Raw genomic sequence first — 20,033 nt, forward strand, 5'->3', positions numbered from 1 at the left:
ACTCGTACAATCCATTCGGGATCATGCAGATAATATTCTTCAAAAGGAAAACGTAGATGTTCTCATTACGGGAAGTACGTCCGTTAACATTGATATTTCAGAAAAACTCTTGAGGCTTTACCGAAGTTCGCCTTGCTGATCGTTGGACTCGCATTTGTATTGTTGATGATGGTATTCCGATCCATTCTGGTTCCAATCAAAGCTGTACTTGGATTCTTGTTCACACTTGGCGCGACACTCGGCTTTGTGGTGTGGGTCATTCAGGATGGATATCTGGGCAATCTGTTCGGTATTCCTGAGCCGGGACCCGTCCTGAACTTCCTGCCCATCCTCGTTACAGGCATTTTGTTTGGATTAGCCATGGACTATGAGGTATTCCTCCTAAGTCGCATGCGTGAAGACTATACTCATACCGGTGATGCACGACAGTCCGTAAGAAGTGGTATCCGTCATAGTGGACCTGTAGTGGCAGCAGCGGGAATGATCATGATTGCTGTCTTTGCCAGCTTCATATTTGCAGAAGATACGATTATCAAATCGATGGGACTCGCTCTCGCCTTTGGTATTCTGATAGATGCATTCGTTGTGAGAATGACACTGGTTCCAGCAATCATGACCATCTTGGGTAAGAGTGCCTGGTATTTACCGAATTGGTTGAATCGAATCTTGCCTAATATCGATGTTGAGGGAGAGTCGGTTATGAATAGGGAGAAAAAGTCTGCATAGGAGGGGAGAACATGACTAAGGTTCGCATATTTGCAGATAGTATATCCGATATTCCACAGGAGTGGATGACGAAATATCATATTGGCATCGTACCATTGTACATTGTCTTCGAGGGACAATCATACCTTGATCGAATCGAGATGGATACCCATGAGATGTATAGAAGGGTAGAGGATCAGGCAAGTTGCCGAAAACTGCAGCTCCCTCACCCGCCGATTTTGTCCAAACTTTCGGCCCAGTTATTGAAAATGGGGAAGACGTACTGTTTATCAGTATGTCTTCTCAGTTATCATCCACTTATCAGAATGCATTAATTGCCGCAAGGGAATTTCCACCAGGGCGGGTAACCGTAGTAGATTCATTGAATGTATCTGCAGGAACGGCCATGAATGTTCTTCTGGCTGCTCAAGCGGCAACAGAAGGGAGAAGTGCTCTGTTCATTTCGGAGAAACTTCACTTGCTGCGTGATGAAGTCCAGTTAAACGTGCTAGTTGATGGTCTTGATTATTTGCACAAAGGCGGGAGAGTCAGTAATCTTCAGCATATCGTTGGAAGTATGCTGCGAATCAGGCCTATTCTCTATGTAAAACATGGAAGAGTTCTATCCGGGGTGAAATACCGCGGTAATAAGTACAAGATACTCCGAAAGCTGATAAATAGCATATTTTCGCAGATTCACCGTATTGACCATGATCAGATCATTATTTCACATACCTTGGAAGCAGAGATTGCAGAATGGATACGGAATGTGATTCTTGAAGAGACAAATATTCGCGAGGTATTCATCATCGAAGGCGGGTGTGCTATCTCCTCTCACAGTGGACCACACAGTCTTGCGATCAGCTTCATTCTGAAGCCCGAATGGTAGTCATATTCTACTTATTAAGAAGTTGCCCTTTCGGTAACTTCTTATTTGATAATTGTAGCCAAGCAGAACGTTTGTAAATCAGAAGGGTTAATTTAATAGGATATAACGTTCGCATGAGATGTCGTCAGATGCACATTAAAAAGTCGTGTATTCGGTAGATTTCACTCATGATCTATGATCAAATGAGGAGGTGTATGCTATGTCCCGCTCTAGAATGATGACTCTATCCATATAAAATGAGAGAAGTGTTTATATATAAACTGGTACACTCTAAGATGGCTATTGTGATACAAGCAACCGCCCAACTTTCAATTAACAGGGGGAATAAAAATGGGCATCCGATTTCCATATTTTTCTTGGAACTCCATTCGATTAAAGCTGGTTGTGGGATTGTTTGTTGTCACATTACCTCTTATTACCTTACTTATATATAACAATCATTACAGTATAGATGTGGTACTTAACCAAGTAGCCATCTCCAATAAAAATATGATTTCGCTGTACATGAATCATATTGACGATCGATTAAAACTTGCTGAGAAGAATATCCTGGGTCTGGCCACAACTAATTATGATATACAGTCCATGGATGCACCCAACTCTGATGACGAATATCAAATGGCTAAATACAATGTATCCGTAAATTTATCCAATAACATATTTTTATATACAAGCATAGATTCCTTTTTCATTTTCGAACCTGAACGGCAAGACTTGCTAAATGTTTCGCAATCCGCTGTTTCCTATTCAGAACGAATAAAGGTTGAAGAAAATCTGGTTAGACATTTAAACCAATTATCAAACTCATCTCAACTGCCAACGAAAAACTGGTACATACGAGTTATCGGAGAAGAGAGCTATCTCCTCCGAATCATTAAATCGGATAATCTATTCATAGGTGCTTGGGTCAATGCTCATACGCTTCTCAGTCCAATGAGTTTAATAGATCTGGGGAGAAACGGGAGTGGACTGCTTATTACATCTGAAGGAAAACCAATGATTCAAACGGATCTGCCTCTTGACCAAGTTGATCTCTCACGAGGATTTGAGCAATATTATTTAACAGGTGAAAACGATAACTGGCTGGTTGTCGGTGAATCTTCTCAAGAGGGTGAATTCGGTCTGGCTGCGATCATTCCTAACGAGCAGATTCTGCAAAATCTTCCGATGTTGTCATGGTTGATTGGTTGGATATCCTTTACTGCCATAGGACTAGTTCCATTAAGTCTGTATTTTCTGCATCGAACACTTCTGGTACCTTTAAATCGTCTCATCACAGTCATGAATAAATTAAATAAAGGCCTTGTAAAAGTTCGAATAGAGGACTACAGAGCCTCAGATGAATTTTTAATGGTAAATCAGACGTTTAACAAAATGATTAATCAAATTGAAACACTGAAAATTAATGTGTACGAAGAACAATTAAGCAAGCAGAGAATCGAGCTTCAGCATCTCCAGCTCCAAATTAATCCTCATTTCTTTATGAACTCATTAAACATTCTCTACAATTTGGCTCAAGTGAAGAATTTTGCTCTTATTCAAGATATGACAATTTGTTTAGTCCGATACTTCCGGTTCATGTTTCGCAGTAATCTTTCCTTTGTTACTCTGTAGGAGGAGCTTGAACATGTTCGCAACTATATCCGAATCCAAGAGTTACGTTTCCCTGAGCAATTGACTTGTACTATAGAGTATCCAGAGACACTCAAACATTTAAAAATCCCCCCGTTACTTATTCAAACCTTTCTTGAGAATTCAATTAAACACAGTGTGACATTGGAAGAACCCTTGCATTTATCGGTAACTCTTGAATCAAGAGAGACAGGTTTAAGTCCATACATTGAAATCATTATTAGAGATACAGGAAGAGGATTTCCTGAAAAAGTATTAACAGAGATCCGCTTGGGAAATCGAATTATAGATGAAAAAGGTGAGCATATTGGTATCTGGAATGTAAAGAAAAGATTAATGATTTTATACGGTCAGGAGGCCTCATTATCTTGTTATAATGGCTTTCCGAATGGGGCTGTAGTCGAAATTCGACTTCCGTATCAGGAAGAAATGTAGAAGGGTGGCTCTATTACTTATGTACCAACTGCTAATTGTAGATGATGAGATTCATGCCGTAGAAGGGATTCGCTCTGGAATTGATTGGGATAAGCTAGGGATTCATCAGGTATTTACAGCCCATACGGTAAAGCAAGCGAAAGAACTGTTTGAGGAAGAACACATCGATATTATGCTCTGTGATATCGAGATGCCTCAGGCTTCAGGTTTGGAGTTAACAAAATGGGTTCGAGAACGCTTCCCACAAACAGAAACCATTTTTTTGACTTGCCATGCCGATTTTGAGTATGCCAAGCAGGCCATTCGATTAGGAAGTTTAGATTATATCCTAAAGCCAGTACCATTTGAGGAGCTTGAAAAAATCATTATCAAAGCGAAAGAAAGGATTCACAAAGAAGCCGAAATAACTCAAATCACCCAGTTCGGACAATTCTGGTTTCAGCTTCAACCCTTGCTAATTGAACGATTTTGGCAGGACATTCTGAATCAAACCATTCCGTCCAACCCCAAAGCTCTCAGTCTCGTTGCAGAAGATCGAAACATTCCATTTGTCAATGAAAGGATTTTCTTACCGATATTGATTAACATCCAAAGATGGCATAAGGCACTTACCTTGCGTGAGGAGAAGATTTTGGAATATGGTCTCAAAAATTCTGCAGAAGAAATTCTTGTGAAGACCAAGAAAGAGGGACTTGTCATTGCACTTAACAATAGAAGAATGCTTGCCATACTATCCGTGGAAGAACATGAGGATCTTACCGTAGCATTAGAAAAAGAAGGCCAGCATTATATTGAGGAGTGCAGTCATTATTTTTATTGCGATATCTCATGTTATATTGGGCAACCAGTCCATGGCCATGAAATGCTAGATATGGTGAACAAACTCAATGAATTGGACAGAAATAATGTTGCATACAACAATAAAGTGTTTTTTCTGTCCAAATCTCAGGTCAACCCCTCCAAGTATGAGCCCGCTAATATTAAGCTATGGTCAGTTATGTTAACTGAAGATTCATTTGATGATGTATTGACCGAATCTACCCAATACCTAAATGGACTGGATAGAGGGATTTTAAATGCTGATCTGTTGAATCGAATCTACCAAGATTTCCAACAGATGTTGCATTATGTACTTCAAACAAAAGGAATTCAAGCCCATCAATTGTACAGTGATTCTCTATCGCAGCAATTGAGCTCAAATGCCTCTCGTTCACTGACCAATTTACTCGACTGGGTAAACCATATCGTAATCAAAGCGAAAGAATACGTCCATTCTCTGGAGCAATCGATGAGCGTTGTACAAAAAGTAATTCAATTCATTCAACTTAATATCTCAAAAGATATCTCCCGAGTAGAAATTGCCAATCATGTGTATCTTAATCCGGATTATCTAACTCGCATTTTCAAAAAAGAAACAGGGATGGCAGTATCTGATTACTTATTTCAAGAAAGGATAAGAATTGCCAAAGAACTTCTCGTGAAGACGGATATGCAGATCAGTGCTATAGCTTCCCATATTGGGTATATTAATTTTTCCCATTTCTCACGAACCTTTAAGAAACATACGAATATGAATCCCAATGAATATCGCCACATGCATCAACGTTGCTCCGTGAGTGTCGTTGACGAAATAGTTGAAGATAATTAAGTTAGTCCATCCAATGTTTGATTCATCCTATAATCCGAACCGGTTAAGTGTAGGCTTGACCGGTTTGTTTGATTTGGGCTGGTGGTCTGATGATAGTCGTAAAATGAATATCGGAAGGTCGTACAAACAGCAGAATCACAGGACAGTACTATGTAAACTATAATTATCCACTTCTGGACACCACACATGTCAGCGGTTTCATAAGTAGATAATCCATTATAAAGGGGCGAGAACAATGAGAAAGAAATTGAAGTTGTTGAGTGCACTGCTATTAGGTTCCATGGTTTTAGTGTCTGCTTGCAGTAGTAGTGATAGCAATAGTAACAGGGAGGCTGAAAGCAATAATGGAGAAGTGACGGAATTAACCGTCGCCTTTCCTATTTTTAGTGCACTACCGAAAGATATGTCTTTGATCGAAGGCGCCGTTAATGAAATCGCTCAAGAGAAAATCAACGTTAAGGTAAAATTGATACCCATCAGCTTCTCGAACTGGATGCAGCAAACGAATTTGATGTTTTCCGGGGGTGAACAACTTGATCTTATGCCAAGCCTTTACAATTACAGTCAGTCCGTACTACAAGGTCAATTGATTCCACTGGACGACCTTTTAGAAAAGCACGGTCAAGGCATCACTGAAGCTTTGGATCCAGCATACCTGGATGCTTCAAGAGTGAACGGCACCATCTATGGTGTGCCAGCACTGCATGAGATGGCCGTTGTCAACGGTATTTCGATGCGAGAGGATATTGTAGATAAGTACCAGATTGACACCAGCAAACTGGAAGGCCTTGAAGATCTGGAAGATATATTAAAAACAGTTAAAGCGGGCGAACCCAATATGGCTCCAATTATCCCATCAACTGTAGGTGCTTCTGTACTTAACAATTACAAAACATATGATGATCTCAATAATAGTATTGGCGTCCTTCCTAATTATGACAATAATCTAAAGGTAGTTAATCTTTATGAGACTGATGAATATGCGAAGCAACTTAAAATGCTTAGAAGGTGGTATCAGGAGGGGTTAATCCTTCAGGATGCTTCAACCAACCAAGCGAACCCAAATGATCTTATTGATTCAAAACGGGGCTTCTCCTATTTAATTAGTGCACATCCAGCAGCATTGACTGAAGCAACAATCTCTGGAGGTGTTGAAAAGAAAGTCACAACGTTCTCACAACCTCCCGTTTCCACGACCTCTCAAATAACAAATACGATGTGGGGGATCACTGTAAACTCTAAGTCTCCGGATAAGGCGATGGAATTTCTGAATCTGATGTACTCCGACAAAGATATTGCTAACTTGCTTATTTGGGGAATTGAAGGCAAACATTATGAAGTGAAGTCTGGAAATATTATTGATTTTCCAGAAGGCGTTGATGCTCAAAGTTCGGGATATTACTTGAATATGGGATGGCTACTCGGTAATCAATTCATGGCCTATATCTGGAATGGAACAGATCCTGAACTGTGGGAGAAAGTCAAAAAGTTTAATGAATCGGCTACGAAATCAAAAGCGTTAGGCTTCACCTTCGATCCATCGACGGTGAAGACAGAGGTTGCTGCCATTGGAAATGTTATTACTCAATATGCGCTCCCACTTGAAACAGGCAGTGTAGACCCAGATAACATATTGCCTAAGTTTATAGCAAGCTTGAAAGCAGCAGGTGTTGATAAGGTCATCGCTGAGAAACAAAAACAACTTGATGAATGGGCACAAAAACAAAAGTGATCATTCATTCCTACCGGTAGAGACGGTCATTTAACCGCGTAACCGTCTCTTTTAAGTTGCCTTAGTATTCCGAACTTCGTTATACCATTGAATGAAGGGAGTGTTGATGGTGAACAGCAGATTAAGTATTGCAGGAAAGAAACTATGGAAATACAGTTCCCTTTACTTCATGATGTTACCGGGCGTTGCTTATTTAATTATAAATAACTATATGCCCATGTATGGCTTAACTATAGCATTCAAGGATGTGAATTTTGCCAAAGGAATATGGGGTAGCGACTGGAATGGTATGGATAACTTCAAGTTTTTATTCTCATCGTCTGATGCTTACATTATCACTAGGAATACGATTCTTTACAATGCAGCGTTTATTGTGATCGGGCTCATTGTTGGTGTGGGAACTGCTATTCTTTTGAACGAAATTAAGAATAAACTGGCCGTTAAGTTCTATCAAAGTGTTTTGCTTCTCCCTTATTTGATATCTATGGTGCTGGTTAGTTACCTTGTGTATTCCTTATTAAGTGTAAATGTAGGACTAATGAACAAAACAATACTACCGGCTTTAGGGATAGATCCTGTCTCTTGGTACAATGAGCCGAAGTTTTGGCCCTTTATTCTGGTGATTGTGAACTTATGGAAAGGAATTGGCTTTTCCTGCATTGTTTATCTTGCTGCCATTATTGGTATCGACAAGGATTACTATGAAGCCGCTATGCTGGATGGGGCCAGTAAATGGCAACAAATACGAAAGATCACGGTTCCTTTGATAACGCCTATTATTGTGATGATGACGCTACTTAGTATCGGGCGTATATTCTACTCTGACTTTGATTATTTTATCAAGTTCCAATGAACTCGGGAGCCTTATTTAGTACAACAAACGTCATTGATACTTACGTATTCAGGGCACTCATGCAGCTTGGAGACATAGGAATGTCGGCTGCGGCAGGGTTGTATCAATCCGTTGTTGGCTTCATCCTTGTCATTCTTTCGAATTATACCGTTCGAAAAATTAATAAGGATAATGCTTTATTCTAGGGGGGATCATTTATGGCTCGCGAAGATCGTATCTGGCAATGGGGTTCAAATATCCTTTTGATGTTGTTGTCTCTTGCATGTATTTTTCCATTCCTGCTTCTCATCATTTCGTCTTTAACTGATGAGCAATCTATTATTCAGAACGGGTATTCCTTCTTTCCCCAGAAGTTTAGTTTTGCAGCGTATGATTATATTTGGCAGCAATCATCATTAATCTTTAATGCCTATGGAATAACTATTTTCGTTACTGTATTCGGAACGGCATCCAGTTTGCTCATTACGTCCATGCTGGCTTATCCGCTATCTAGACCGGATCTGCCAGGTGGGAAGTATGTTGCCTTTCTGTTGTTCTTTGCATTGTTATTCAATGGCGGATTGGCGCCAACCTACATCATATATACCCAGGTGTTCCATTTTAAAAATACCCTGGCGGCTCTTATTATTCCTGGGTTATTAATGAACGGGTTTAGTGTATTGATGATGAGAGGGTTTTTCAAGACGACCGTACCGTCCTCAGTTTTGGAATCGGCAAGTATAGATGGTGCTAGAGAGTTTACCATTTACCGAAAAATTGTGTTACCGCTTTCATTACCTATATTGGCTGTCGTAGGTTTATTGCAAGGACTCATGTATTGGAATGATTGGTTCAATGGTTTGATTTATCTTACGGATCCCAAACTATATAGCTTGCAGACCGTGATGAACCAACTAATGAGTAATATTCAGTTTCTATCAAATAACAGTTCCGTAGGCTCATTGGCAAGTCAGTCCATGCAAGAATTACCCACTGAAGCATTCCGCATGGCTATCGCTGTAATCAGCATAGCTCCCATTATGATTGCTTATCCTTTTCTTCAAAAGTACTTCGTCAAAGGTTTAGCATTTGGGGCGGTTAAGGGTTAACCTATTGAAGAAAATGTCCCAAACCCACAGCACGACCACTGAAAGGTCGTGCTTTTGCATATCATTTAATCTATCTAGTCCACTTTAGTTACTCTGAGGACTGGACTGAGCAATGAGTTGAATCAATAGGACATACACTTCGACTGGTACAACATATTTGGCTTAATTACAATTCTGTCAGGTTATATTTCTGTGCTACAGCTGTCAAACTGATGATAACGCACTTGCGATAGTGAGAAAGAGTAGGAGAGGTTGCCAGACTTATAGTATACGTCAATGCGGTTTGCTGTATGAACCTTAAAGTATAGAAAGGAGCTTATATATGGAGTTGTCTGTCAAGAAAAAGAGTAATTGGATCTGGAGTGAAGGGCCTTATGATTCTAATCGCCCTTGTTTTTTTTACTTTCGAAAGGAGCTGTATCTGGACAGGGAGGTCCAGGCTGCAGTTCTTAAGGTAAGCGCGGATTCGAGGTATCGCCTTTATGTAAATGGCGTTTCCATATCGCAGGGTCCTTGCAAGGGGGACGATAAGGTCTGGTTTTATGACGAGCTGGATGTGACTACAGCGCTTATTCCAGGGGTAAATGTGTTCGCAGTGGTTGTTCTTCGATACCCCCAGCATCATGAAAAAGGAAATCATTCGGTTTGGAGAACAGAGATGCCAGGCTTGTATCTGTCTGGACGAATCATATTGGACAACGGAGACAAATTGCCTGTTGAAGCGGATAAGACCTGGACAAGCTTCTACGAAAAAGGAATTACCTTGGGCAAGGCTAATCCTGAGTTCGATCCGCTCTGCATCATTGAAGCTGCTGAAGGGAACATTCTCACTTATGGATGGAAGCAAGCTGGCTTTAATGACCGTCATTGGAGGAGGGCAATAGCTTACCAAAACAACGAAGTAACCAAGGCCATTAGTCCCGGCGGCTTATACCCAAGACCCATTCCTTATATGTATGAGAAGCCTAGCCAATTTCTTAATGTGGTTTGTACCCGAACACCGGATACGGATACGAATGCCTGGAAAGAGCTAATTCATGGAGAAAGTGCAATCATTATCCCTCCATATTCGAATACAGTAATTGAACTGAGCGCAGGATATGAGGTTACGGGATTTCTGGAGATGGGTTTTGCCGGAGGTGCAGGAGCACAGGTTTCTTTGCTCTGTTCGGAATCCTACATTTACTTAAGCGCCGATGGGAATGGAAGTATCTTCGCACAAGTAAAGGGAGACAGAACTGACTTTATTCTTGGGCGTCTGGAAGGAACCCCGGATACGTATCGGGTAGGAGGCTTCGGTTCCATAGAGCATCCTGAGGAATATGAGCCCTTTTGGTTCCGAACATTCCGGTTTGTCCAATTGGCTGTGACAACCGGAGCAGAACCCTTAATTTTCACAAAATTGAGTTACCGGGAAACCGGATACCCTCTTGAGGTCCGAACTCATGCAGAGACATCGGACGATTCGCTTCAAGCCATATGGGAGATCAGTGAACGAACCTTGCGTCTTTGTATGCATGAGACCTACGAGGATTGCCCGTACTATGAGCAGCTGCAATATGCCATGGATTCACGTTCACAAATTCTCTATACGTACAATGTGGCTGCCGACGATCGGCTGGCAAGAAAGTGTATTGATGATTTCTTTCGCTCTCAGCGCTACGATGGTCTGACCAACAGCTGCTATCCTTCTATCGGTCCACATGTTATTCCCGGATTTTCGATCTATTATATTCTCATGATCCATGATCACATGATGTATTTCGGTGACAAAGGACTCGTTGAAAAATATTTACCCTCTGTGGAAAGAGTGCTCCAATTCTTCGACAATCGTTTGTTAGACAAGGGGTTAACGTCTAGAACATCCGAAGGGGGGATGGGCAATCCTTACTGGTCCTTTGTAGATTGGGTAGCAGGTTGGGAGTCTGGTGTCCCCAATGCCATCAATCAAGGACCGGTAACATTTGATTCGTTGCTGTACCGAATGGGACTTCTGGCTGCTGCTGAACTGGCTAATTACGTGCATCGTCCAGATTTAGCTATGAACTTTTTAAATAGGGCAGAGGGGATTAAGAACGCGGTTCTTTCCTGTTGTGTTGGAAGGAACGGACTGATTCAAGATGGTCCAGGGGTAGAGGAGTACAGCCAGCATGCACAAGTATTTGCTGTATTGACCGATGTGGTAAGTGGAAGACAAGCGGTAGACATGATGAAGGTGTCCTTGGAAGATAAAACAATGTCTCAATGCTCTGTTGCTTTGGCCTACTATCTCTTCCGGGCAGTGGAGAAAGTAGGGTTATACCCTAGAACGGATGTGTTATGGAATCCTTGGAGACAGATGGTAGCGGATAAATTGACAACCTGTGTAGAAGATGATGTAACGAAACGGAGTGATTGTCATGCCTGGGGAGCATTGATACTGTATGAACTGCCAGCGGTTATTCTGGGTGTGCAGCCCGCAGAGCCTGGATATAAAAGCGTTCGAGTAAGTCCGGCACCCGGTCATTTGTCTTGGGCGAGGGGAGAGGTAGTTACGCCGAACGGGATGATAAAAATAAGCTGGGAGAGGTTAGTTGACGGGAAGATTGATCTTAGAGTCGAGGCACCCGAAGGGATAAATATTGTTAGTAATATGAGCAACGTCAAATGCTAAATGGCTAAGTGGAGCTTGTCCCTGTGGATGGGCTCTTCTTTTTGTTGAAGCAGACCATTGGAATCAATAAGATGGTTTCTATCATGAAGTGCCTGTGCATAGGAGGATAAGTAACGTACAACTCGTTGCGCGTGTAATAGGAAGACATACGCATGCGCAACGAAATGCTGTAAATAGCTAGCACTACAGAGGTTAGGGCAGCCTTTTATTCTGTTGAGTGAATCCCTTTTTCGCTACACGGCTTGCCTCTCCATGGTGGCTTATCGAACCTTGAATAAGATACGTATCAACCAGAGAACATGTTAAACCCTTTTAAAATACAGATTCATATCATTTAATCGACAATGCTGTTGCGAATAGCATAGACAACAGCCTGCGTTCGGTCTTGGACATCAAACTTCTTTAAGATACGGTGCACATGCGTCTTAACAGTGCTTTCACCCAGGATCAGTTTATCAGCAATCTCCTCATTTCGAAGACCATAGGCCATTAACTGAAGCACTTCAAGTTCGCGATTGGTAAAAGCCTCAATTAATAGGTTAGCCTCTTTATTCAGACTTTGATGACCTTCCATAGAAGGCGTTGAAGGTGAATTCTTCTGTAGTGCCTCTCCAATCAATTTTGCAGCGAGCGCCGTTCGAAATATCACTTCACCACGTAAAGCGGATCGAATCGCAGCAAGTAGTTCCTCAGGTTCTGTATCCTTAAGAAGATAACCGATTGAACCAGCGCGTATACCTTCAAATACGTATTCTTCCGTGTCAAAGGTGGTTAAAATGACAATTTTACAGTCTGGCTTTTGGAGAAGAATTTCCCGCGTAGCTTTAATGCCGTTGCATTGTGGCATTTGAACGTCCATTAATATAAGATCCGGATTTGTTTTTAGTGCTAATTCTATTGCTTCTATGCCATCTCCAGCTTCTCCAACCACCTGCATATCAGGTTGCGCCCCTATAATATACTTCATACCCTGTCTCACAAGAGGTTGATCGTCCACCAGCAAAATAAGTGACTTATCCATGCGTATGTTCCTCCTTAATTGCTGTCAACGGTAGCCAAATATCAAGAGTCATGCCATGTGGATCCTGAGCTCCTATGTAGCAACTACCATTTAAATTTTCACACCTCTTCCGAATACCGGTTAGTCCGAAGCCTTCTTGCCAGACACTGTTAGGCATAAGTTTGCCATCATCACGATAACAGATTTCGACTTCGTTCTCGTGTTGGTTGACCCTGATATCCACTCGATAAGCATTAGCGTGACGGATCGTATTGGTTAATGCCTCTTGAATCATTCGATACAGTGCTACAGAAATATCAAGTGGCCATTTCTCTTGATTAACACGTTCGTTCATTTCAAGTTGTATTTCAAGGGAAGAGGAAGAGGCAGTTTGTTGCACTAGATTCCTCAGCGAGATGAAGTCCGTACCGCACTCATCCTTTTCCATGTTGTGTACAACTAAACGCACCTCTTGTAGACAGCTTCGTGCCACATTAAGAACTGTCTTCACAATTTTCTCGGTCTCTGCTTTATTAGTTTTTAGTACATAGGGTAGCGCCTGCAACTGAACAATTACGGAAGTCAGTCGGTGCCCGATACTATCGTGAAGATCTCGAGCGATCCGGCTGCGTTCCTCAATGACAGCATAACGCAGGGACTTCTCTGTCGCTAGCTCCAGCTCCTCATGAGCTTGTCGAAGTTTGAGGTGGGCACCTTCCAGTTCTGAATGCATCAGAGTTAATTCCTCTGTAAACTTGAATCGTTCCTGTTCGCGTATCCTTCTCTGCCTAATCAAGCGACACATGGCGAACAAGCCCGCATAAAAAAAGAAATCACGACTTAGTAAACCCTCCCAGGATTGTCCATCAAAAGAAAGCCGAACCAGAAACGTGATCAAGAGAATGCTACCTGACTGAATCACCGCTGTCCAATTTGGCAGCATCAGCGCGATGTAGCTTATGAGAAAGCCTTGTAGGGATAGCAGTAATCCCGTGTTTTCATCAAACGCAAACCAAAATACAAGGGATACAACATACAGTAATGCAAACAGAACACTAAGCATTCGTGTAGATGAAAGTTGATAGACATACCAAAAACTAACCATGTAGATCAGGCACAGAGCCAGTGATACCCATTTGGAGGACATCGGATCAGGAAATAATGATAGGAACACGAATAATAACGCTATAATCACGATAACGAATCCTCTGTGAAAGGAGAGAGACATCCATGAATACCACCTTCATGAGAACATTTTTGCCTTATTATTCACTCAATTTATTTATTTGCTGTCATAAGGGCTAGGGCACTTATTGAATAAATCCAAAGATCACTGCTACGACAGCAAGAATTCAATAATAAGCTAGATAAAAGGATGATTAGAGTTTGACAAAATAACACCTTTCCCCAAGTGAGTTATTTATCTTCTATAGTAAATGTATTCAGTAGCTGTATGTTCAACTTACTGCGTTTCACTTTAATTAAAGTACCGATCACTCGTACGGTAATCATTGCACCAGCCATCAGAATGAAAATCGGACCGAGCACTTCTAAGTCAAAATGGTGCTCTATTGAAAAAAGAAAGGCTTCTTCGCCGTTTAGTGTAACCATTTCTATCAAAACAATACGTAGAATGAAAACAAAAGATAATACAGCAATACTAGCAAAGTTCGAGGTTACGTATGTGATACCGGTTTTTGAGTCAAATTCGGTGCGGGTTAAAAAGACCAGAACTGCACCGGCCACAGCCCCGAGTAGAGAAGCAGCAACCAGTAGCCAGCCGTTATTACCACCAGTTGGCACTTCTTTCAAATACGTAGCCCCAAAGTAGCCAATTAAAACAATAGGCAGCAGGATTCGGATGATGTTGAACGGTTTGCGTCCGATCGTACTGTATACCAGCACAGCGAACATAGCAATTGTGGAAATCCAAAGATTAGTTGTCATAACGGTGCCTCCTTACAGGTCATTAGTTATGTCACAATCATACAATTTGTAAGGAGGAAATACGTCCACCAGCAGGTTGAATTTGTAGTGATATATATCCACCTATAGGTGGATATGCTTCGCAAAAATGAGAATAAACTTTTAATAGAAGAGGGTTGTCCTCAGTCAGTGAACTTGTGAATATTTCTTATAGAGAACTTAGCACATGATTTGAAGAACCGTCTAAATTCAGAATAAGTTTCAACTGATTGTCAACTTCTTTAACCGATATAGAAAAGTCTTGCGCAACCCATTCCATAACAACTCCAAGATAGGCGCTTCTTTGAAAGGCGAAATAAAGATCAGCATTTATATGCTTCGAAGGATCTAACATTATTGATTCCTCTATCATCGTTTGAATATGTTTTGAATATTGAAAATAAAACTGCAAAGGTGCATTTGGTGAAAAAATAAAGCGATAATAATAATCATGTTGTTGAACATGCATCAGTAATTTTTCATACGAAGGCAATACACCCGTTCGTTCTAAATTTTTTTGATATGGCATTAATTCCCGTTCAACTTGTGCGATCAGATGCTCAGTATAATCATTAAACAAATCATTTTTATCAACATAGTGTACATAGAAGGTGCTTCTGTTTACTTTTGCTAATTTACAAATTTCTGAAACAGATGACTGTTCAAATGACGAGTTTTTTAGTAATTTTTCAATTGTTAAGTATAAATTTTTCTTTGTTCTTACTATTCTTTTATCCAATTTAATAACTCCTATTTATAAAATAACCGACAACTATACAAGATTTGTTGGTAAGTGATTATCTTAATTTATTATACTCAATGAGACAGTTGTCGATTAATTCTATGATAATATTTAGGGAGATGTTCAGATGAATAAAGTAGTGATTATTACTGGAGCAGCAACGGGTTTAGGGCGTTCAACAGCTTTAAAGTTAGCAGAGCAAGGATATAAATTATCTCTTGTTGATTTTAATGAGAAAGATGGACAACAAACCACGAACGACGTTAAAGAAAAAGGTGCTGAAGCAATTTTTGTGAAAGCAGATATTTCTAACGAAAACGACGTTCAAAATTATGTTACTAAGACTGTAGAAGCATTTGGCAGAGTTGATTTCTTCATTAATAATGCTGGCATTATGATTCCATTCCGTTTAATTCATGAGTACTCTTCTGACGAATATGATCGTTTAATGAATGTCAACGTAAAAGGTGCATTTTTAGGAGTTAAATATGTAATCCCAGTAATGCTGGAAAATGGCGGCGGAACAATCGTAAATACAGTCTCTTCAAATTCATTTAAGCCAACAGCCTTCAATGGTATTTATGCTGCTTCAAAACATGCCATGGCGGGAATTACCAAATCCATTGGCCAAGACTATCAAAACAAGTCAATCTTCGCTGTAGGAGTGGCTCCTAATAATATGCAAACTAATATTTCAGCAAATGCAGCCGTTACTATTAATGAAGATATCCTTAAAGGTATCTCTGAAACAACAGGTCCTAATATCACAGCAACTGCAGATGAAGTAGCAGACGCAGTCATTTTTGCCATGACGAATGGAAAGTTATTATCAGGTTCGATTGTAAATTGCGCAGGAGGTCAAATTTACAATTAAAGGTATAGATATGGAAAAGCATAGATCAGAAAGATTGCCCAAACGTTCAAATAACGGAAAACGATAACTCAGAGAACTAATCAACTGAACTGAATCTTCAAATGTTAGACACGATCTAGCAATTGAAGGTCCAGTTTTTTTGTAACAATTCAACTCAGATTTGAAGATAGAATTATTCCATTCATACTTATCAGAGACGGACAAGTTATGAAAGATATAGAAATGTTTAACAAGTTGAATACAGAAGTGACTTTAGAAATCCAACTAATGCCAAGTCGTGGCGATGGTTTTCACACGTGGGGGAAACGAACGAAATACAAAATCAGCCGTATTGCTTCCCAGTTGGAAGCAATACGGCTGATTTTTCTTCTTAAGGATTGTTCGCCTTGTATGCGTCAATCTGGGCCTGCAGATCCTTTAAGGTTGTTTCCAGACCGGCTTTTTTGGCAGCCGACTCAAATCTCGCATAAGCGGTTTCATAATCGATTAGGCCAACGCTGGCCGGATTCATGTATTGTTCAGCGAGATTCTGAATGGCTGCATTTTCGTTCTTCACATTAGCGTCACTGTAAATAAAGTTATATCCATATGGGTATTTGTGTTCAATTTTCCGATAATCTCTTAGTTCTTTAACGATTTCGTCAGGTGATTCGACGCTCCATCTTTCGTTAGGGCCGCGCCATCCCCATGGGTCATTTGCTCCCGGCGGATAATTTGAAGAATCTGCAAGTTCTTTAAATCGGTCGTCCCCGACAGGCTCCCAATGTTTACCCTTAATTCCATACCAGGTTAAATCTGAGTAGTCTTTATTCCACTTAAGCAGATCCAGGAATTGAAGCGCAAGTTCAGGATTTTTGGAACGAGCGTTTATTGCTACTCCATTTTGCATGTAACCAGAAGGGACAGCCGTCATTTCGGGAATGAATATCTCAGCCTTCCATTCTGGATGTTTTTTTTCAATGGCTACAGCTGTATTTGAAATTTGATCAAGTGACGAAACCTGAACTGCCGATTTTCCTGCTTCAAACAACTCAGAGGATTTTTCTTTTTGTGACAATGCGTTCTTCGAGAGAATGCCCTCTTTTTGCCAGCGGAACATAGTATTCGCAAAGTTTTTGTAGCCTTCCGTCTCGAAAGTCCTCTTAGCTTGCATTCCTTCTTTACTATAAACGTTTAAAGTCAGGGCACTGTTGGATGACACACTTAGGTTGTCAGGTGCTTCCAGATTCGGATCAAATAAGGTTCGGATGAAACCTTCCGTTCCATGATGATAAGCAAAAGGAGTAATTCCTTGGTCGTTCTTTGCAATTGCCGTTAAGTAGGCATCCAGACCAGCCATGTCTTTAACCGGCGGCACATTATATTTCTCTCTTAAATCTCCGCGCAGCAAGAATCCAGTTGCTCCATTCTCCTGTACTGCCTGAGGTACAGCGTATACCTTTCCATTTACTTTTGCCTGCTCCCAAGCGTCCTTACGTGTTTTCTCCCAAGTAATTGGCGCGTTCTTGGACAAGAGATCCTCGGTCAATTCCAGAAACCCATTTTTACTGGCGAAACCTTGATAATCGGTCCAGTTCGAAGCATAAATCAGGTCGAAATCTTCTCCCGCGGAGAAAAGAAGGGAGTATTTCTGTGCCCACTCGCCCCAGGTAAAGTTAGTCACTTCAATTTTGGCATTGATATCTTTCTGTGCCATTTTGCTTAATTCCTGATAAACAAGATCAGCATCAACCGGCTTATCACCGAGAAGAATCATTTTAAGTGTGACTTGACCCGCGTCATTGTTCTCTGACTCAGATGAACTATTTTTCTCTGAATTACTGCAAGCAGCTAAGACCAATGCACAGACCATAACAATTGCCAGGGTGGTAGACCACTTGTTTCGTTTGTTTTTCATGTTGACCCTCCTATAAGTAGTATATGTTAAATCGACAGTTTGCCGAAACTAACCTTTCACAGCACCTAAAGTCAGCCCTTGCACAAAGAATCGTTGTATAAAGGGATATAGAAAAAGAATAGGACCTATTGAGATCATGGTAACAGCCATCTTAAGAGAGTTTTGCGGCATACTGCTCATATCAACAGAAGCTCCTCCGTTGGATAACGCCGAGATTCTTCGCAGCTCGTCGGAATTCGTGACAAGATTGTAAAGAAGCAGTTGCAACGGTCGCAAGTTCTCGTCTGATATAAATAGCATCGAGAGATACCAATCGTTCCAATATTGCAAGGCAACGAAGAGCGTAACTGTTGCAAGTACCGGTTTGCATACGGGAAGAATGATGGAAGTGAATATACGAAATTCGTTCGCTCCATCAATGAAGGCGGATTCACTAAGTGCTTCAGGTACGCCTCGCATGAATGCTTTCATCACAATGATGTAAAAAACATTAAAGAGAACTGGAATGATTAAAACAAGCAAATTATCTTTCAGATTCAAGTATTTCATAATTAGGATGTACCAAGGCACCAGACCTGCATTAAATAGCGTAGTGAAGAAGAAAAAGAAAGCCAAGCCGTTCGCTATGCGAAATGTACGTTTATGAATAACGTAAGCCGTCATAGCCATTAGGTACACGCTGGCTATGGTACCAACCACCGTGACGAGTACCGTTACACCATAGGCTCTCAGAATAACCATTGGATTTTCAAAAGCGACTTCGTATGCCTTTAAAGAAAAAGAAGTCGGGAAAAGCGTATAACCGTTACGGATAATTTCCTGTTCATCCGTTAATGAGGAAGATAGGACCATTAGAAATGGTACGAAGCACAGGATTGCAAAAACACCAAGCAATAGATAAGAGAGAACATTAAAAAGTACGATATCTCCAGTTGGTTTTCTCAAGTGGGCAGCCCCTTTCTAAAACAGAGAATAATCTTTGTTGTATTTTTTGACTGCATAATTCGCAATCATGATGGTGACAAAGCACAAAATGGATTGGTAGAAACCCGCGGCAGCTGCCATACCTTCCTCCCTTGTGGAGAGCAAAGAACGGAAAACGAAAGTATCGATGACATCCGTCTTATCGTATAGAACACCATTATTCTGTACCAGCTGATAGAACAAGCCAAAATCACCTCTAAAGATATTCCCAATGGCAAGAAGCACCAGGATGACGATGGTTGGAGTAAGAAAGGGCAGGGTCAAATGCCATATCCGGCGGAAAATATTCGCACCATCAATCTGTGCAGCTTCGTAAATTTCCTTATCCACGCCCATAATGGCAGCCAGGTAATAGATCATGCCATATCCTACAGACTTCCATGCACTGACAAGGATAATCAGGAACGGCCAGTAATCCGGAGTATTGTAGATGTCGATGGGCTCGGATCCATTGGATCGCATGAACCCATTAATGATACCCGAATCAAAATCAGCAAAACCGTAGACCAGTAACCCCACGGTTACCCAGGACACGAAATAAGGTAGAAACAGCATCGATTGCGTAATCTTGCGGAACCATTTACCTGATAATTCTACAAGCGCGATTGCAAGTACAATCTCCAAAATGTTGTTGACGATAATAAATGCAATATTGTACAAGAACGTATTAGTCGTCACAAGTAATGCCTTACCTGAAATGAAGAAGAATCGAAAATTGTCTAATCCTACCCACGGGCTTCCAAAGATACCATCTTGGTAGTTGTATTGTTTAAACGCAATAACCAATCCGGCAATGGGTAAATAGTTGAAAATGAAAAAGAAAACCACGGCCGGTAAAGCCATTAATACCAGTAGTCGATTCTTGATCAGATGTTGCAGCAACGATTCACGTTTCACTGTTGAAACCTCCTATTCTTTTTGTAATGTTCATGAAAG

General features: G+C 40.9%; 15 protein-coding genes and 2 pseudogenes. 10 read left to right on the plus strand and 7 right to left on the minus strand.

Going from position 1 to position 20,033, the window contains the following annotated elements; translation table 11 throughout:
- Nucleotides 1–162 precede the first annotated feature (162 nt).
- The 9 genes and pseudogenes from MKX59_RS14390 to MKX59_RS14430 all read left to right on the plus strand — a co-directional run bounded on the left by MKX59_RS14390 (nt 163) and on the right by MKX59_RS14430 (nt 11,635).
- On the plus strand, nt 163–726 hold the full coding sequence (locus tag MKX59_RS14390) for an MMPL family transporter (RefSeq protein WP_443146869.1): 564 nt from the start codon (nt 163–165) through the stop codon (nt 724–726).
- Nucleotides 727–791: 65 nt separating this feature from the next.
- A pseudogene (locus MKX59_RS14395) lies at nt 792–1,594 on the plus strand (DegV family protein).
- A 330-nt stretch (nt 1,595–1,924) separates the two neighbouring features.
- Nucleotides 1,925–3,208 (plus strand): sensor histidine kinase, encoded by a 1,284-nt coding sequence (locus MKX59_RS14400; protein ID WP_340858495.1) that lies wholly within the window; start codon nt 1,925–1,927, stop codon nt 3,206–3,208.
- Nucleotides 3,209–3,268: 60 nt separating this feature from the next.
- Nucleotides 3,269–3,661, plus strand: coding sequence for a sensor histidine kinase (locus MKX59_RS14405; RefSeq protein WP_340858496.1), 393 nt, complete (start codon nt 3,269–3,271; stop codon nt 3,659–3,661).
- 19 nt (nt 3,662–3,680) lie between these two features.
- Nucleotides 3,681–5,309, plus strand: coding sequence for a response regulator (locus tag MKX59_RS14410; RefSeq protein WP_023988696.1), 1,629 nt, complete (start codon nt 3,681–3,683; stop codon nt 5,307–5,309).
- Between the two features lie 235 nt (nt 5,310–5,544).
- Complete coding sequence (locus MKX59_RS14415; protein WP_023988697.1) at nt 5,545–7,041, plus strand: ABC transporter substrate-binding protein; 1,497 nt, start codon at nt 5,545–5,547, stop codon at nt 7,039–7,041.
- Between the two features lie 106 nt (nt 7,042–7,147).
- Nucleotides 7,148–8,079 (plus strand): annotated as a pseudogene (locus tag MKX59_RS14420) (ABC transporter permease).
- 12 nt (nt 8,080–8,091) lie between these two features.
- Complete coding sequence (locus MKX59_RS14425; RefSeq protein ID WP_023988699.1) at nt 8,092–8,982, plus strand: carbohydrate ABC transporter permease; 891 nt, start codon at nt 8,092–8,094, stop codon at nt 8,980–8,982.
- 322 nt (nt 8,983–9,304) lie between these two features.
- The gene (locus MKX59_RS14430) at nt 9,305–11,635 is read left to right on the plus strand and encodes an alpha-L-rhamnosidase-related protein (RefSeq protein WP_076265014.1); all 2,331 of its coding nucleotides are present in this window, start codon (nt 9,305–9,307) and stop codon (nt 11,633–11,635) included.
- A 334-nt stretch (nt 11,636–11,969) separates the two neighbouring features.
- On the opposite strand, the gene MKX59_RS14435 is transcribed toward MKX59_RS14430, so the two are convergent.
- From MKX59_RS14435 to MKX59_RS14450, 4 genes are all read right to left on the minus strand, one after another.
- Nucleotides 11,970–12,662: a response regulator gene (locus MKX59_RS14435; RefSeq protein ID WP_179085474.1), complete on the minus strand. Its 693-nt coding sequence runs from the start codon at nt 12,660–12,662 to the stop codon at nt 11,970–11,972.
- Nucleotides 12,649–13,830: an ATP-binding protein gene (locus MKX59_RS14440; protein WP_179085464.1), complete on the minus strand. Its 1,182-nt coding sequence runs from the start codon at nt 13,828–13,830 to the stop codon at nt 12,649–12,651. Before MKX59_RS14440 ends, MKX59_RS14435 begins: the two co-directional genes overlap by 14 nt.
- A gap of 221 nt (nt 13,831–14,051) precedes the next feature.
- Complete coding sequence (locus tag MKX59_RS14445; protein ID WP_023988702.1) at nt 14,052–14,582, minus strand: CcdC protein domain-containing protein; 531 nt, start codon at nt 14,580–14,582, stop codon at nt 14,052–14,054.
- A gap of 187 nt (nt 14,583–14,769) precedes the next feature.
- The gene (locus MKX59_RS14450; RefSeq protein ID WP_076265017.1) at nt 14,770–15,339 is read right to left on the minus strand and encodes a TetR/AcrR family transcriptional regulator; all 570 of its coding nucleotides are present in this window, start codon (nt 15,337–15,339) and stop codon (nt 14,770–14,772) included.
- A gap of 130 nt (nt 15,340–15,469) precedes the next feature.
- On the opposite strand from MKX59_RS14450, the gene MKX59_RS14455 reads away from it, so the two are divergent.
- Nucleotides 15,470–16,216, plus strand: a complete 747-nt coding sequence (locus tag MKX59_RS14455; RefSeq protein WP_023988704.1) for an SDR family NAD(P)-dependent oxidoreductase — start codon at nt 15,470–15,472, stop codon at nt 16,214–16,216.
- 370 nt (nt 16,217–16,586) lie between these two features.
- Here MKX59_RS14455 and MKX59_RS14460 read toward each other — a convergent pair whose 3' ends face one another.
- Genes MKX59_RS14460 through MKX59_RS14470 form a run of 3 tightly spaced genes read right to left on the minus strand, consistent with a single transcriptional unit; the run spans nt 16,587 to nt 19,994 of the window.
- Nucleotides 16,587–18,113 carry an ABC transporter substrate-binding protein gene (locus MKX59_RS14460; protein ID WP_023988705.1) on the minus strand — a complete coding sequence of 509 codons (1,527 nt, stop codon included), beginning with the start codon at nt 18,111–18,113 and terminating at the stop codon, nt 16,587–16,589.
- Between the two features lie 48 nt (nt 18,114–18,161).
- Entirely contained in the window at nt 18,162–19,058 is an 897-nt protein-coding gene (locus MKX59_RS14465) for a carbohydrate ABC transporter permease (RefSeq protein ID WP_023988706.1), read from the minus strand.
- 15 nt (nt 19,059–19,073) lie between these two features.
- On the minus strand, nt 19,074–19,994 hold the full coding sequence (locus MKX59_RS14470; protein ID WP_023988707.1) for an ABC transporter permease: 921 nt from the start codon (nt 19,992–19,994) through the stop codon (nt 19,074–19,076).
- Nucleotides 19,995–20,033 lie beyond the last annotated feature (39 nt).

This window comes from Paenibacillus sp. FSL R7-0340, from assembly GCF_038002205.1.
Classification (GTDB): Bacteria; Bacillota; Bacilli; order Paenibacillales; family Paenibacillaceae; genus Paenibacillus; species Paenibacillus polymyxa_B.

Coding starts and splice junctions, on each gene's coding strand:
- MKX59_RS14400 (WP_340858495.1), top strand. CDS start 1,925: ATGGGCATCCGATTTCCATATTTTTCTTGGAACTCCATTCGATTAAAG.
- MKX59_RS14410 (WP_023988696.1), top strand. CDS start 3,681: ATGTACCAACTGCTAATTGTAGATGATGAGATTCATGCCGTAGAAGGG.
- MKX59_RS14415 (WP_023988697.1), top strand. CDS start 5,545: ATGAGAAAGAAATTGAAGTTGTTGAGTGCACTGCTATTAGGTTCCATG.
- MKX59_RS14425 (WP_023988699.1), top strand. CDS start 8,092: ATGGCTCGCGAAGATCGTATCTGGCAATGGGGTTCAAATATCCTTTTG.
- MKX59_RS14430 (WP_076265014.1), top strand. CDS start 9,305: ATGGAGTTGTCTGTCAAGAAAAAGAGTAATTGGATCTGGAGTGAAGGG.
- MKX59_RS14445 (WP_023988702.1), bottom strand. CDS start 14,582: ATGACAACTAATCTTTGGATTTCCACAATTGCTATGTTCGCTGTGCTG.
- MKX59_RS14455 (WP_023988704.1), top strand. CDS start 15,470: ATGAATAAAGTAGTGATTATTACTGGAGCAGCAACGGGTTTAGGGCGT.
- MKX59_RS14460 (WP_023988705.1), bottom strand. CDS start 18,113: ATGAAAAACAAACGAAACAAGTGGTCTACCACCCTGGCAATTGTTATG.